Annotated in this window: 14 protein-coding genes; 8 read left to right on the forward strand and 6 right to left on the reverse strand. The window is 72.6% G+C overall.

Going from position 1 to position 15,184, the window contains the following annotated elements; all coding sequences use genetic code 11:
• Window position 1 precedes the first annotated feature (1 nt).
• Genes ACTMS9_RS06990 through ACTMS9_RS07000 form a run of 3 tightly spaced genes read right to left on the reverse strand, consistent with a single transcriptional unit; the run spans window position 2 to window position 2,016 of the window.
• Window positions 2-763, reverse strand: coding sequence for a metal ABC transporter ATP-binding protein (locus ACTMS9_RS06990; RefSeq protein ID WP_280838082.1), 762 nt, complete (start codon window positions 761-763; stop codon window positions 2-4).
• Window positions 760-1,704, reverse strand: coding sequence for a metal ABC transporter substrate-binding protein (locus ACTMS9_RS06995; RefSeq protein ID WP_441145768.1), 945 nt, complete (start codon window positions 1,702-1,704; stop codon window positions 760-762). Before ACTMS9_RS06995 ends, ACTMS9_RS06990 begins: the two co-directional genes overlap by 4 nt.
• 54 nt (window positions 1,705-1,758) lie before the next feature.
• Window positions 1,759-2,016 (reverse strand): DUF6703 family protein, encoded by a 258-nt coding sequence (locus tag ACTMS9_RS07000; RefSeq protein ID WP_210778440.1) that lies wholly within the window; start codon window positions 2,014-2,016, stop codon window positions 1,759-1,761.
• Between the two features lie 28 nt (window positions 2,017-2,044).
• On the opposite strand from ACTMS9_RS07000, the gene ACTMS9_RS07005 reads away from it, so the two are divergent.
• The 7 genes from ACTMS9_RS07005 (at window position 2,045) to dusB (ending at window position 8,554) form a co-directional block, all read left to right on the forward strand.
• Window positions 2,045-2,386 carry an antibiotic biosynthesis monooxygenase family protein gene (locus ACTMS9_RS07005; protein WP_154942524.1) on the forward strand — a complete coding sequence of 114 codons (342 nt, stop codon included), beginning with the start codon at window positions 2,045-2,047 and terminating at the stop codon, window positions 2,384-2,386.
• 105 nt (window positions 2,387-2,491) lie between these two features.
• Complete coding sequence (locus ACTMS9_RS07010) at window positions 2,492-2,965, forward strand: hypothetical protein (protein WP_441145938.1); 474 nt, start codon at window positions 2,492-2,494, stop codon at window positions 2,963-2,965.
• A 135-nt stretch (window positions 2,966-3,100) separates the two neighbouring features.
• Window positions 3,101-4,480, forward strand: a complete 1,380-nt coding sequence (locus ACTMS9_RS07015; protein WP_280838077.1) for a glycine--tRNA ligase — start codon at window positions 3,101-3,103, stop codon at window positions 4,478-4,480.
• Between the two features lie 149 nt (window positions 4,481-4,629).
• Window positions 4,630-5,457: a hypothetical protein gene (locus ACTMS9_RS07020; RefSeq protein WP_441164481.1), complete on the forward strand. Its 828-nt coding sequence runs from the start codon at window positions 4,630-4,632 to the stop codon at window positions 5,455-5,457.
• 74 nt (window positions 5,458-5,531) lie between these two features.
• Window positions 5,532-6,455: a hypothetical protein gene (locus ACTMS9_RS07025; protein WP_441145761.1), complete on the forward strand. Its 924-nt coding sequence runs from the start codon at window positions 5,532-5,534 to the stop codon at window positions 6,453-6,455.
• Complete coding sequence (locus ACTMS9_RS07030; RefSeq protein WP_441164482.1) at window positions 6,448-7,275, forward strand: hypothetical protein; 828 nt, start codon at window positions 6,448-6,450, stop codon at window positions 7,273-7,275. Before ACTMS9_RS07025 ends, ACTMS9_RS07030 begins: the two co-directional genes overlap by 8 nt.
• Window positions 7,276-7,378: 103 nt before the next feature.
• A complete protein-coding gene (dusB, locus tag ACTMS9_RS07035) occupies window positions 7,379-8,554 on the forward strand; it encodes a tRNA dihydrouridine synthase DusB (RefSeq protein ID WP_441164483.1) in 1,176 nt (391 codons plus the stop codon).
• Between the two features lie 89 nt (window positions 8,555-8,643).
• On the opposite strand, the gene ACTMS9_RS07040 is transcribed toward dusB, so the two are convergent.
• On the reverse strand, window positions 8,644-9,306 hold the full coding sequence (locus ACTMS9_RS07040) for a C39 family peptidase (RefSeq protein WP_441164484.1): 663 nt from the start codon (window positions 9,304-9,306) through the stop codon (window positions 8,644-8,646).
• A gap of 406 nt (window positions 9,307-9,712) precedes the next feature.
• Entirely contained in the window at window positions 9,713-11,494 is a 1,782-nt protein-coding gene (locus ACTMS9_RS07045; protein WP_441164485.1) for a beta-N-acetylhexosaminidase, read from the reverse strand.
• 313 nt (window positions 11,495-11,807) lie between these two features.
• Here ACTMS9_RS07045 and ppdK point away from each other — a divergent pair, with 313 nt between their 5' ends.
• Entirely contained in the window at window positions 11,808-14,516 is a 2,709-nt protein-coding gene (gene ppdK, locus ACTMS9_RS07050; protein WP_441145751.1) for a pyruvate, phosphate dikinase, read from the forward strand.
• An 87-nt stretch (window positions 14,517-14,603) separates the two neighbouring features.
• On the opposite strand, the gene ACTMS9_RS07055 is transcribed toward ppdK, so the two are convergent.
• Window positions 14,604-15,074, reverse strand: a complete 471-nt coding sequence (locus tag ACTMS9_RS07055) for a roadblock/LC7 domain-containing protein (protein ID WP_441145936.1) — start codon at window positions 15,072-15,074, stop codon at window positions 14,604-14,606.
• Window positions 15,075-15,184 lie beyond the last annotated feature (110 nt).

A 15,184-nucleotide genomic window follows, 5' to 3' on the forward strand; every position in this document is an offset into this window, starting at 1 on the left:
GTCAGCTGCTCCACAGCCCGGCGGGCTCGTCGGGACCGTGCGGGTGCACGTGGTCGTGGTCGGGCTCCGCGTGGTGGCCGGCGGGCTCGGGCACCGCGCCGTCGTGGCAGATCCCGCCCTGGTGGACCACCACCGCCCGGCTGATCAGCGGTCGCAGCGGGCCCAGCTCGTGGGCGACGAGCAGTACGGTGCCGCCGTCGGCGACGAAGTCACGCAGCGCGGTGGCGAACGCCTCCTGGCTGGCCGCGTCGACCCCGGCGGTCGGCTCGTCGAGCACCAGCAGCTCCGGCCGGCCGGCGAGGGCCCGGGCGATCAGGGTGCGCTGCTGCTGGCCGCCGGAGAGGGTGGCGACCGGGTCGGCGGCCCGGTCGGCGAGCCCGACGGCGCGCAGCGCCGCGTCGACCGCCTCCCGGTCGGCCCGCCCCGGCGGGCGGAGCACGCCCCGGCGGGCCAGCCGGCCGGAGGCGACCACCTCGCGCACCGTCGCCGGTACGCCGCCGCCGGCGCCGAGCCGCTGCGGGACGTACCCGATGCGCCGCCACTGCCGGAACCGGCGCAGCGGGGTGCCGAAGAGCGCGACGGAGCCGGCGGCCAGGGGGACCAGCCCGAGCACGGCGCGGATCAGGGTGGACTTGCCGGAGCCGTTGGCCCCCAGGACGGCGACCACCTCGCCGGCGGTGACGGTGAGCGACACGTCACGCAGCACGGGTCGGCCGTCGTAGCCGACCGCCCCGTGGGTGACGGTGATGACGGGTGCGGTCACGAGCAGCTCAACGCCGTCCGCAGGGTCTGCAGGTTGGTGCGCATCACCGAAAGGTAGTCCCCGCCGGAGTCGGTCGACAGCCCTTCGATCGGGTCCAGCACCGCGGTCTTCGCGCCGACCTCAGCCGCGATGGTCTCGGCGACCTTCGGGCTGACCAGGGTCTCGAAGAAGATCGTGGTGGCCCCGTGTTCGCGGGCCTCGGCGGCGACCTCGGCGAGGCGCTGCGGGGAGGGCTCGGTGTCGGGGGTGAGGCCGGTGATGCCGACCTGCTCCAGCTGGTAGCGCTCGGTCAGGTAGCCGAAGGCGGTGTGGCTGACCACGATCTCCCGGCGCTGGCAGGTCTTGAGTCCGGCGGTGAACTCGGCGTCGAGCTTCTCCAGCTCGCCGCGGAGCGCCCGGGCCCGGGCGGTGTAGTCGGCGGCCCGCTTCGGGTCGGCCCGGCCGAGCCGCTCGGCGAGCTGGTCGCCGACGGTGGCCAGCCGGGTCGGGTCCAGCCAGAGGTGCGGGTCGAGGCCGCCGCCGGGCTCCTCGGCGTGACCGGCCTCACCCTCGTGCTCGTGGCCGCCGGCCGCGGCGGTCAGCAGGGGCTGCACGGTCGCCACGTCGAAGGCGCGGTCGGCGGCGTTCTGGTCCACCGCCTCGTCCACGGTCGGCTGGAAGCCCTTGAGGTAGACGACCAGCTCCGCCTCGCTGACCTGCCCGACCTGGCGCGGGTTGAGCTCCAGGTCGTGCGGCTCCGCCCCGGGCTTGGCCAGGTTGCTGACGGCGACCGCGTCGCCGCCGATCCGCTCGGCGAGGAACTGCAACGGGTAGAAGGCGGCCACCACGTCGACCCGCTGCGGATCGGCGCCCGCCCCGCCGGACGAGCAGGCGGCGACGCCGCTCAGGGCGAGCAGGGCGGTGGCGGCGGCCAGGGCGCGTGGAGCGGAGCGGATGTTCATGTCATGAACTGTCCGTGACAACGGAAATGATTGTCAAAAACGCATGAGTGCATGTCAGAGCAGCTTGGCCAGCGCGACCGCGACCAGCAGGGTCAGCATCACCAGCCGGATCATCCGGGTCTGCGGCGCCTGCACCGGCCAGGTGGTCGCCAGCAGCCAGCTCAGCCCGGCGGCGAGCGCGAGCAGCAGCACGCCGCCCACCGGCCCGGGTGCGAAGAACGCCACCAGCACCACCACCAGGGTGGCGAGGAACACCGACGTCGGGTTGGCCCGGGAGAGTCGGACCAGCAGGGGGCTCTGCGTACGCTGCATCCCACAGACTCTACGAGGAGGGACGCCGGTGCTGGTCACCAACCGGTTCGTGGTCGAGGTCGATGTCGCCGACGACTTCGTCGGTCGGGCGCACGCCGCGCTCGCCGCGCTCGCCGCCCGCCCTGGCTACCTGCGCGGCGAACTGCTGCGGGCGCTCGACGACCCGGCCCACTGGTGCCTGGTCACCGAGTGGGAGTCGGTCGGGGCGTACCGGCGGGCGCTGGGCGGGTTCGACGTCAAGATCGCCGCGGTCCCGCTGCTCGCCGAGTCGCTGGACGAGCCGTCCGCGTACGAGACGCTGGCCAGCGCCGCCCCGGACGGCGGGGTCGTGGTGGCCACCAGTGATCGGGCCGCGAGTCCGCACCGCTGAGAGGCTGGGCACTACCCTGCACTCATGACCGCACCCGGCCCGGCAGCCCCACCGCCGTACCCCGCGACGCCCGGTGGGGACGGCAACCCGCCGGCCGACCCGGGGGTGCCGGCCCCGCCGCCCGGCCCGGGAGTGGCCCCGCCGTTCGCCGCGCCGCCCACCGAGGGCGGCCGCAAGCGGCTCTGGCTGGGTCTCGGCGTCGGGGCGCTCGCCCTGCTGATCTGCTGCGGCGGGGGCGGGGCGGCCCTGGTCGGCCTGACCATCAGCAACGCCCAGGCGATCGAGGAGCAGGGGCACGCGGTCACCGACGCCTACTACCGCGCGCTGGTGCGCAAGGAGTACGGCGCGGCCTACGACAAGCTCTGCGACCAGGAGCAGCGGCGCGAGTCCCGGGCGGACTTCGCCCAGCGGGCGGCCGACGAGCCGGCGGTCGCCGCCTACCGGGTGGGCGAGGTCGACCCCAACGCGCTCACCGTGCCGGTGGACGTCACCTACAGCGGCGGCTTCCAGGACACCCAGCAGGTCACCCTCGCGCCGGACCAGCAGACCGGCGGCATGGAGGTCTGCGGGGTCAACTGAGCCGGCCGGAGTATTCTGCTGGGCTCGGGACGCCGCTGGTCGTACCGTTGTCCCGAACTGTTCGTTCCGTCCACATCACGTCTTGTTCCGTCCACATCACGTCCCCGCCGACCGCCAGCCGGCGTAGGAGGAAACATGCCAGCCGACCGTATCGACGCCGTCGTCAGCCTCGCCAAGCGCCGAGGCTTCGTCTTCCCCTCCAGCGAGATCTACGGGGGCACCCGGTCGGCGTGGGACTACGGTCCGCTCGGCGTGGAGCTCAAGGAGAACGTCCGCCGGCAGTGGTGGAAGACCATGGTCCAGCAGCGCGACGACGTCGTCGGCCTGGACTCCGCGGTCATCCTGGCCCGCAAGGTGTGGGAGGCCTCCGGCCACATCGCCGAGTTCGTCGACCCGCTCACCGAGTGTCAGTTCTGCCACAAGCGGTTCCGCGCCGACCACCTGGAGGAGGCGTACGCCGAGAAGCACGGCAAGCCGCTGACCTCGCTGTCCGAGCTGAACTGCCCGAACTGCGGCAACAAGGGCACCTTCACCGAGCCGAAGATGTTCAACGGCCTGATGAAGACCTACCTCGGCCCGGTGGAGAGCGACGAGGGCCTGCACTACCTGCGCCCGGAGACCGCCCAGGGCATCTTCGTCAACTACAAGAACGTGGAGACGGTCGCCCGCAAGAAGCCGCCGTTCGGCATCGCGCAGACCGGCAAGTCGTTCCGCAACGAGATCACCCCGGGCAACTTCATCTTCCGTACGCGGGAGTTCGAGCAGATGGAGATGGAGTTCTTCGTCGAGCCGGGCACCGACGAGCAGTGGCACGAGTACTGGCTCCAGGAGCGCTGGAACTGGTACCTCGACCTGGGCCTGTCGGCGGAGAACCTGCGCTTCTACGAGCACCCCAAGGAGAAGCTCTCCCACTACTCGAAGCGCACCGTCGACATCGAGTACCGGTTCCAGTTCGGCGGCAGCGAGTTCGCCGAGCTGGAGGGCATCGCCAACCGGACCGACTTCGACCTCTCCACGCACAGCAAGCACTCCGGCGTCGACCTGTCCTACTTCGACCAGACGAAGCAGGAGCGGTGGATGCCGTACGTCATCGAGCCGGCCGCCGGTCTCACCCGCGCGGTGCTGGCGTTCCTGCTGGAGGCGTACGACGAGGACGAGGCCCCGAACACCAAGGGCGGCGTGGACAAGCGCACCGTGATGCGCTTCGACCCGCGGCTGGCGCCGGTCAAGGTGGCGGTGCTGCCGCTGTCCCGCAACGAGGCGCTCTCCCCGAAGGCGAAGGGCCTCGCCGCGCAGCTGCGCAAGCGCTGGGTGGTGGAGTTCGACGACTCGCAGGCCATCGGCCGCCGCTACCGCCGGCAGGACGAGATCGGCACCCCGTTCTGCGTGACCGTCGACTTCGACACCCTCGACGACGACGCGGTGACCGTGCGGAACCGGGACACCATGGCCCAGGAGCGGATCGCCCTGGACCAGGTCGAGCGCTACCTGATCGAGCGCCTGCCCGGCTGCTGAACCGGCACCCGACGGCCCCGCCCCGACCAGGGACGGGGCCGTCGTCGTCGATGGCCCGTCGGCCGGCGGTTGCGCCCACCCGGTGGTTGAGCCGGGCATGATCTCGTGCGAGCATTCCCGGCGTTGAATCTCATCACGGGGGTGTCTGCATGACGCGCGCGTCGCAACAGGACAACGACCACGACCCGAAGCGGCGGCGCCTGCTGCGCCGCGCCGCCACGGTCGCCGCCACCACGGCCGGCGCCGGTGTCGCCGCCGCTGTCGGCATGCCCGGCGCGGCCCAGGCCGACGCGGGCGGCAACCTGATCATGGGTACGACGAACGACGCGGGCGGCGCCAGCACCACCCTCACCCACACCGACTCCCCGCTGGTGCTGGCGAACCCGGCCGGCGCGCCGCTGCGGCTGGTGCCGAGCTCGGGCCTCTACCCGCACGTGCTCGACTCCGAGGCCGGCACCGTGGCGGTCGACGACCAGGGCGACCTCTTCGTCCGGGCGGGCACCGACGCCAACCCCACCAACGGCTGGGCGTGGACCAGCGAGTGGGCCACCACCTCGGTCGCCGTGCCGCCGACCCGGATCCTCGACACCCGCGACGCCAACCTGCGGCGCAACATCGTCTCCGGGTCGCTGGACTCCCTCGGCCGGCTCCAGCCGGGTGTGCCGATCGTGCTCGCCCTCGACCCGTACGTCCGGGACGGCTACGCCATCAAGGGCAACGTCACCGTGGTCGGGATGACCGGCGCCGGTGTGCTCACCGTGTGGGGGAGCGGCACCAAGCCCACCGCGTCCACGGTCAACTGGGCGACCGCCGGCACCATCCTGTCGAACTTCCTCTTCACCGAGCTGGGCGCCGTCGGGGCGTACCGCAGCGTGCTGACCCTCCAGGCCACCTCGTCGCCGACCCACGCGATTGTCGACATGACCAGCCTGCTGGTCGGCCACCCGAGCCAGGTGCTGCTCGGCGGTGGGGCGTAGATGGCCCGGCCGTTCCCGGCCCGCCTCGACAGCCGTCCGTCGCAGACCGCCAACCCATCCAACGGGGGAATGAGATGACTTCGTCCGAACCCGACCGCTCCGCCTCGCGGCGTACCCTGCTGCGGCGGGCCGCCGTCACCGGCGGCGCGGCGGTCGCCGCCACCGCCGTCACCGCGGCGAACGCCAGCCCCGCCAGCGCCGCTGTCGGCGAGCCGGTCGTGCTGGGCGCACCGAACAGCGGTGGCAAGACCACCGTGACCAGCGCCGCCGGCAACGGCGCGGCCACCCTGGCCGTGCAGAACGACGCCGGCCCGGCGCTGTTGCTCAAGCGCTCCGAGTCGAAGCTGCCGGTGCTGCCCGGCTCGCTGGAGTCGACCACCCTCGGCCTGGGCGCCGCCGGCACCGACTCCGGTGGCGTGGTTCGCCGCTACGAGACGCTCACCACGGCGAACGCCACCATGCTGGTGCCGATCCCGCCCACCCGGGTGCTGGACACCCGCACCGCCGCCGGCCGGGCCCGGCTGCTGGAGGGCGCCGGACAGATCGACTCGCAGGGCCGCGCGGTCGCGGGCGCCTGGCTGCTGGTCCACCTGGCCGGCATCGTCGAGTACGGCGACGGCCTGATCGGCAACGTGACCGTCGCCAAGACCGAGAAGGGCGGCTTCGCCACCGTCTACGGGCGGGGCCAGGCCCCGGGCGCGTCCACCATCAACTGGTGGGGCGCCGGCCAGCTGCTCTCCAACGGCGTGATCACCCAGACCGGCGCCTGGTCGACCGCCAACGGCAACTACTACCCGGACACCGTGGCCATCTGGGTGCAGAAGAGCGCCACCGCCGTCATCCTCGACGTGACCGGCCTGCTCGTGTTCCACCCCGAGTCCGCCGTCATCAACAACCCGAAGAGCCTGACCGCCGACTCGGGCACCAGCGGGGTCCGCGCCGACGTGATCAAGGTCAACGCCGAGCGCGCTGACCGGGAGGTGCAGCCCCGTGCGTGAGACCGAGGAGACCACCAGCATGACCACCGACGAGACGTCGTCGACCACCCGCCGCCGGATCATCAAGGCCGGTGTCGCCGCGGGTGCCGGCGTCGGCGCGGCGGCGGTCGTCGCCACCCCGGCCGCCGCCGACCCGGGGCAGCCGGTGCTCATCGGGGTCACCAACGACGCGGGGGCCACCGAGACCGTGCTGCGCGGCGGTTCGGCGCTGGCCCCGACGCTGACCGTCGACGCGCCGAGCACCCGTCCTCCGCTGGTGCTGACCCCCACTCCGTCCGCCAGCATCCCGCAGGAGCTGCCGACCGGCTCGCTCGCGGTCACCCCCTCCGGCGAGCTGGTGATCGGCGGCAAGGGCGGGGCGCGCGCGTACGTCAACACCTCGCGGTGGGCGAACCGGACGATGGCCGTCCCGCCGCAGCGGATCCTCGACACCCGCGCGATCTCCACCTACAGCGGGAACATCCTGGCCGGCAGCGCCGGCGTGACCTCGGGCAAGCTCAACGCCGGCAAGATCATCCACCTGACGGTGAAGAACGTCCCACCGGCACTGGCGGAGAAGGCGACCGCCGCGTACGTCAACATCACCGTGGCGGGCACCGTCTCCGCCGGGGTGCTGACCGCGTACAGCTCCTCGATCGCCAAGCCGCAGACCTCGTCGTTGAACTGGTGGGGGCCGAACCAGATCCTCTCCAACCTGGTGGAGGTGCAGCTCGGCAGCTACAACGGCAACGCGCTGTCGTTCGCGATCCACGTCAGCGCGGCCACGTCCGTCATCGTGGACGTCTCGGGCCTGATTCTGTCCAGCCCCGGCACGTACTGACCCGTCCGCCGGTCGCCGTCGCGGTGCGAGTTCGCTCACCATCGCGGCGGTGACCGGCCACCGGACCCGGGGCCACCGCGCCGGGCATGGGATTCTTGGGTACGTGACCAGTCCCGCCCCGTCCGTCGCGCTCCGCCCGCTCACCCTCGGGCCGCACCAGGTGTGGCCGCCGGTGGTGCTCGCCCCGATGGCCGGCATCACCAATGTCGGCTTCCGGCAGCTCTGCCGGGAGCAGGGCGGCGGCATCTACGTCTGCGAGATGATCACCACTGTCGCCCTGGTCGAGCGGAACCCGAAGACGCTGCGCATGATCGCCTTCGGCGCCGACGAGCGGCCGCGCAGCCTCCAGCTCTACGGCACCGATCCGGAGATCACCGCCGCCGCGGTACGGATCGTGGTGGAGAAGAACCTGGCCGACCACATCGACCTGAACTTCGGCTGCCCGGTGCCCAAGGTGACCCGCAAGGGCGGCGGCTCCGCGCTGCCGTGGCGGCGGCGGCTCTTCGCCCGCCTGGTCAGGGCCGCGGTGGACGCCGCCGCACCGGCCGGGGTGCCGGTCACCGTGAAGATGCGCAAGGGCATCGACGACGACCACCTGACGTACGTGGAGGCCGGGCTGGCCGCGCAGGACGCCGGGGTGGCGGCGGTCGCCCTGCACGGGCGTACGGCCGCGCAGCGCTACTCGGGCACCGCCGACTGGGACGCGATCGCCACCTTGAAGCAGGCCCTCGACGTGCCGGTGCTCGGCAACGGCGACATCTGGGAGGCCGACGACGCGCTGCGGATGGTGGCGCACACCGGCGTGGACGGGGTGGTGATCGGCCGAGGCTGCCTGGGCCGGCCGTGGCTCTTCGCCGACCTGGAGGCCGCGTTCGACGGTCGCCCCGAGCGGCGGCTGCCCACCCTGGGCGAGGTCGCGCAGACCATGCGCCGCCACGCCGAGCTGCTGGTCGACCAGTTCACCGCCGGCAGCCGTACCCCGGCCCGGGGTGAGCGGGACGGTTGCACCGACTTCCGCAAGCACGTCGCCTGGTACCTCAAGGGCTTCCCGGTCGGCAGCGAGCTGCGCCGCGACCTGGCGATGATCGAGAGCCTGGCGCAGCTCGACGACCTGCTCGGCAAGCTGGACCCGACGGAGTCCTTCCCGGTGGCCACCCTCGGTCAGCCGCGTGGTCGCACCAACTCCCCGGGCAAGGTCTTCCTGCCCGACGGCTGGCTGGCCAGCCGGGACGACGACACCGTGCCCGAGGGCGCCGAGCTGGACGACTCCGGCGGCTGACCGCCGCTGGTCCGCACGTCGCCCCGACGCGCACACGACGAAGGGCCGGCCCCCGGGTGGGGGCCGGCCCTTGTCGGTGGTGCCGTGGATCAGGCGGCGGCGGCGTAGCCGCGGGTGGCGATCCAGTCGGCCAGGTTGTCCACGCTCATCCGGTAGGACATCTGGTCGGCGTTCGCCGAGTCGGCGATCGTGACGACGTTCCCGCCGTCGCGGTAGCCGATGACGCTGATGTAGTGGCCACCCTCAAAGGAGTGGGTGAGGCCGTCGGTGTCCGTGGCGGTGCCGGCGATGTTGGCGACCACGGCCCGACCGTCGTCGATGGTGCGGACGACGTCCGCGCGCAGCTTCTCGGTCTGCTTGCGGTCGGCGCTGTTGTCGCGGATCTCGACGCTGCGGTAGACCTTCTTGCCGGTCTCCTTGTTCAGCACCGGGGTGATGTCGTTGATGGAGTTGGTGCCGGCCTCGGTGGTGCCCATCTCCTTGGCCATGGTGTCCACGTCGATGTCCTTGCCCTGCACCGACAGGGCGTTGCGGGTGGCCGAGGGGCCGCAGTAGTAGAAGTTCGGCTGGGCCTCGTAGCGCATGGTCAGCTCACGCTCGCCGTGCGACCTGCGGTCGTTCTTCGCCGACGCGGCGCCCTTGTCGGTGGCGGCCGAGTCGGTGTTGGCGGTGGCGAGCGGGCCGGCGACGGCGCCGGTGAAGGCGAGGCCGGCAGCGGCCAGGGCGGTCTTGCGGATCAGATCGGTACGCATGATCGGCCTCTCTGTTTGGGGGTGCGCGGCACACGCAACAGGGGGCGCGGTGCCGCGGGACAAGTCAGAAGGGGGATCGACCCGGCGATCGGCGCGACCTGCTCGGGTGTCCGGGGGATGTAACCGGCCCGGGCGGCCCCGCATTCCATCGGGCCGGTCCCGGGATCCGTCCGGCCGGGGAGCGCCGGAGGTACGCCATGTACAACGACCCCGCCCACCCGACACCGCACGCCAGAAGGACCTGTTCCGGCCGATACCGCCCACCCCAAACCGGACATCCGGCCCCGAACCGACGGTCCGGCCGCCTCCGCCTCGTTGATCAAGAAGTTTGCGTCAGAAACACGCCGTCCGACCGACGCAAACTTCTTGATCAACGGGCAATGCGGGTTTCGCGGGGCGTCAGGTGTCAGCCGGTGGGGGTCGGCGTGGCGGGTGGGGTGGGGATCCCGGTGGGCGGGGTGTCGGCCGCGTCCCGTTCGGCGGGCCAGGGGATCTCCGGGGCACGGTGGAAGGCGATGCCGGCGGTGGCCCAGCGCGGGCCGTGGCCGGCGAGGCGCTCGCGGAACCCGGCCCAGTCGTGCGCCGAGCGGGGCGACCAGCCCAACTCGGCGATGGCGGGCAGCCGGGGGAGGAACATGAACTCGATCTCCGCCAGCGTGGTCACCGACTCGGTCCAGAGCGGCGCCTCCACGCCGAGCACCGCGTCGGCCGGTACGCCGGCGACGTGGGTGCCCGGATCCCAGTCGTACGCGCGCCGCACGTCGATCAGCCCGGCCCAGTCGTGGCCGATCGGGGTGTCCGGGGCGTACTTCATGTCCAGGTAGGCGTGGTTGCCGGGGGAGAGGATCAGCCGGGCGCCCCGGCGTACCGCCTCGGCGACCACCGGGTCCGCGCCGTCGGTGCCCCACCACTGGACCACCCGTCCCTCGGCGTGCTCGGCCGGGGCGATCTGGTGCCACCCGATGACCGTCTTGCCGGTGCCGGCGACGATCCGCTGGGTGCGCTCCACGAAGCCGGTGTACGCCGCACCCTTGACCTTGAACGCCTCGTCGCCGCCGATGTGCAGCCACGGGCCGGGGGTGAGGGCGGCCACCTCGCCGAGCACGTCGGCGACGAAGTCGTACGTCCGCTCGCTGGCCGGGTCGACGTAGCTGAAGCCGACCTCGGTGCCGGTGTACGGCGGTGGCGCGACCCGGTCCGGCGCCAGCTCGGGGTACGCGGTCAGCGCCGCGTTGGTGTGGCCGGGCAGGTCGATCTCGGGGACGACGGTGACGTGCCGGCGGGCGGCGTACCGGACGATCCGCCGGTAGTCCGCGCCGGTGTAGAAACCGCCCGGGCCGCCGCCGACCTCGGTGGCCCCGCCGACGGTGGTCAGCGCGGGCCACGAGTCGACGGCGATCCGCCAGCCCTGGTCGTCGGTGAGGTGCAGGTGCAGGTGGTTGAGCTTGTACCGGGCCAGGTGGTCGATCACCCGCAGCACGTCGGTGACGCCGAAGAAGTGCCGGGAGACGTCGAGCATCGCGCCCCGGTACGGAAAGCGCGGCCGGTCGACGATCACACCGCCGGGCACCACCCAGCGGGCGGCGACCGGGGACGGGCTCTCGACCGCCGCCGGCAGGAGCTGCCGCAGCGTCTGCGCCCCGTGGAACAGGCCCGTGGCGGTGTCGGCGCTGATCCGCACCCCCGTGGGGGCGACGTCCAGGCGGTAGCCCTCGACGCCCAGCTCACCCGCGTCCGCGCTCGCCGCGTCCTCGGCCGCGATCCGGGGGCGGGGTACGCCGGCGGGCGGCGTCGCGGCGGCCAGGGTGAGCACCAGCGGGCCGTCGGTCGCGGTGGCCTCGACCACGACCGGCAGCGGGTACCCGGTGGCCGGTCGCAGCAGCTCGGCGAGCTGTTCGGCCACGTCCCGGGCGTCGGGGTCCGGGCCCACCCGGACGGCCGCGTCGGCGGGGAGGGTGAAGTCGGCCGTCGGGTCGGGCCGGACCTGCTCCGGGGCCGGCACCACGTCGCCCAGTCGGACCGGTGCGGGCGGGGCCAGCAGCTCCCCGGCGGTCAGTTCGGCGGCCTGGGCAAGTTCGGCGGCGGCCGGCCGGTGGGCGGACAGGTCGACCTGACCGAGCGGTTCCCGGTCGGCCCCGGCGCTGGCGGCGGCGCCGGTCTCCGGGCTGGTGGCGGGGGTGGGCGGCACGGCGGCGGCTCCGGGGGTGTATTTGCGGCGGATATGGCAAAGGTGAGGTTCAGCAGAACCGGTGCCGTCAAGAGTACGAGGAGACTCGGAATTGCGTGATCGTGCGCATGGAAGCGTTCCCAGAAACCGCCGCGAACGCGGATAGTCGTGATGACTGTGCCTATTGTCACCGAACGGTCCCAGGCCACTCGATGTTCGCTTAACCTTCGCCCACCGATCGGTGCTGGCACCGGGATTACCGGTGGTCTGCCCCGGGGTATGAGGCAGCTGAACCTTCGTTAAGTGTCAATTCCGGCGCGCGTGGGAGGCTCTGGTGGCAGCGCAAGAGACGGTCGATCACAAGTACGTCTACGACTTCGCCGAGGGCAACAAGGATCTCAAGGACCTGCTCGGTGGCAAGGGGGCCAACCTCGCCGAGATGACCAATCTCGGGCTGCCGGTCCCGCCCGGGTTCATCATCACCACCGAGGCGTGCAAGGCGTACCTGGCCACCGGCGAGGAACCCGCCGGGCTGGCCGGTCAGATCGCCACCCACCTGGAGGCCCTGGAACGCGAGATGGGCCGCCGCCTCGGCGACCCGGACGACCCGCTGCTGGTGTCCGTACGCTCCGGCGCGAAGTTCTCCATGCCCGGCATGATGGAGACCGTCCTCAACGTCGGCCTCAACGACCGCAGCGTGGTCGGGCTCTCCGCCCAGGCCGGCGGCAACGACCGGTTCGCCTGGGACTCGTACCGCCGGCTGATCCAGATGTTCGGCAAGACCGTCTGTGAGGTGCCGGGCGAGGAGTTCGAGCACGCCCTGGACGAGGCCAAGCGCGCCAAGGGCACCACCAACGACCTCGACCTCGACGCCGACGACCTGCGCGGGCTGGTCGACGCGTACAAGAAGATCTTCGTCAAGCACACCGGCCGGGAGTTCCCGCAGGAGCCGCGCGAGCAGCTCGACCTGGCCATCCGTGCGGTCTTCGAGTCGTGGAACGCCGAGCGGGCCGTGGTCTACCGCCGCCAGGAGCGCATCCCGGCCGACCTCGGCACCGCGGTCAACGTGGTCTCCATGGTCTTCGGCAACCTCGGCCCCGACTCCGGCACCGGCGTCGCCTTCACCCGCGACCCGGGCAGCGGCGCCCAGGGCATCTACGGCGACTACCTGGCCAACGCCCAGGGCGAGGACGTCGTCGCCGGCATCCGCAACACCGTGCCGCTGCAGGAGCTGGAGCAGCTCGACAAGAAGTCCTACGACGAGCTCCTCGCGTTCATGGCCCGGCTGGAGGGGCACTACAAGGACCTCTGCGACATCGAGTTCACCATCGAGCGCGGCAAGCTCTGGATGCTCCAGACCCGGGTCGGCAAGCGCACCGCCGCCGCCGCGTTCGTCATCGCCGGGCAGCTCGTCGACGAGGGCCTGATCGACCTGGACGAGGCGCTGCACCGGGTCAACGGCGCGCAGCTGGCGCAGCTGATGTTCCCCCGGTTCCGGCTCGACCACGAGTTCCAGCCGGTCGCCAAGGGCATCGGCGCCTCACCGGGCGCCGCCTCCGGCAAGGTGGTCTTCACCTCCGCGCGGGCGGTCGAGCTGGCCGCCGAGGGGGAGTCGGTGATCCTGGTCCGCCGGGAGACCAACCCGGACGACCTGAACGGCATGATCGCCAGCCAGGGCATCCTCACCTCGCGGGGCGGCAAGACCAGCCACGCAGCCGTGGTGGCCCGGGGCATGGGCAAGACCTGCGTCTCCGGCGCCGACGAGATCGACGTGAACGTGCCGGCCAAGCGGTTCACCGTGGCCGGGCAGACCGTCAACGAGGGCGACATCGTCTCCATCGACGGCACCACCGGCAAGGTCTACCTCGGCGAGGTCCCGGTCATGCCGTCCGAGGTGGTGCAGTACTTCGAGGGCAGCCTCGAGCCGGAGCACGTCGACAACCCGCTGGTCCGGGCCGTACACCGGATCATGAGCCACGCCGACGCCAAGCGGCGGCTGGCGGTCCGGACGAACGCCGACACCGGGGCGGACGCGGCCCGGGCGCGGCGCTTCGGCGCCCAGGGCATCGGCCTCTGCCGCACCGAGCACATGTTCCTCGGCGACCGGCGGGAGCTGGTCGAGCGGCTGATCCTGGCCCGTACCGACGACGAGCGGGAGTCGGCGCTCGCCGCGCTGCTGCCCTTGCAGCGCGACGACTTCAAGGAGATCTTCCGCGAGATGGACGGTCTGCCGGTCACGGTGCGGCTGATCGACCCGCCGCTGCACGAGTTCCTGCCCCCGCTGGAGCAGCTCGCGGTCAACGTCGCCGTCGCCCAGGAGCGCGGCGAGGACGTCGCCAAGGAGGAGGCGCTGCTCGCCGCCGTCCGGCGGATGCACGAGGAGAACCCGATGCTGGGCCTGCGCGGCGTGCGCCTCGGCCTGGTCATCCCGGGCCTGTTCGCGATGCAGGTGCGGGCCATCGCGGAGGCCGCCGTCGCGGTCACCCGCGCCGGCGCGGTGGCCAAGCCGGAGATCATGGTGCCGCTGGTCGGCGCGGTGCAGGAGCTGGAGACGGTACGGGCCGAGGCCGAGAAGATCATCGCCGAGGTGGTCGGGGACAGCGGCGTCGAGGTGCTGATCGGCACCATGATCGAGGTGCCCCGGGCGGCGCTGACCGCCGGGCAGATCGCCGAGGCGGCACAGTTCTTCTCCTTCGGCACCAACGACCTGACCCAGATGGCCTGGGGCTTCTCCCGCGACGACGTCGAGGGCGCGTTCTTCTGGCGCTACCTGGAGCTGGGCATCTTCGGCATCTCGCCGTTCGAGTCCATCGACCGGGACGGGGTGGGCCGGCTGGTCCGGATCGCCGCGGAGGAGGGCCGGGCGGCCCGGCCGGAGCTGAAGCTCGGCGTCTGCGGCGAGCACGGCGGCGACCCCGACTCGGTGCACTTCTTCCACGAGGTGGGCCTGGACTACGTCTCCTGCTCCCCGTTCCGGGTGCCGGTGGCCCGCCTGGAGGCCGGCCGCGCGGCCGTCGAGACCCACGGTTCCGACAGCCGCTGACCGCACGACCGATGGCGGCTCCGGGTGCCCCGGAGCCGCCATCGTCGTCGGTGGGTGTGGTGCGTCTGCGTCGCGGAGGGCCGGGCCCTACAGCGGCGGGCGCCGCCAGGTCGATCCGGGCCGCCGCCTGGCCAGCGCCGGCAGCGGGGTACGCACGGCGAGCGCGCGGTGCACCTGCGGCACGGGCGTCGCGCCCACCGCCACCCGCTGCGAGTCGAACGCCGAGCCGGCCCGCTCGGCCACCGCCCGCGCCTCCACGTGCAGCGCCTCCAGGTCGGCACCCGCGCCGGTGACCAGGGTGAGCAGCGCGTGCCGCCCCGCCGGATAGGTGACCACGGAGCCGGTGGCCGTGTGCACCACCGACTCCCGGAAGCCGCCGCCGCGCACCGTGTGGGCGACCTGGTGGCCCACCCCGAAACTCACCGCGGCGAGGGCGGCCAGGTGGGTCGCGTCGGTGGTCGGCAGGTCGCTGGAGATGAGCATCCCGTCGCGCCCGCCCAGCACCGTGCCGGCCACCTCGGGGCGGCGTCGGCGCAGCCTCCGCAGCTCCGTGTCCATCACCGTGTCAACGTGCACGAGCGTCCCCCGTTCGTCGCGTTCCGGTCGTCGGTGTCACGTACCGCTCCCGGCACGTTACCGAAGGCCACGCCGTGCCCGCGATCCCGTGA

The organism is Micromonospora sp. L31 (assembly GCF_052068075.1).
GTDB classification, from domain to species: Bacteria; Actinomycetota; Actinomycetes; order Mycobacteriales; family Micromonosporaceae; genus Micromonospora; species Micromonospora purpureochromogenes.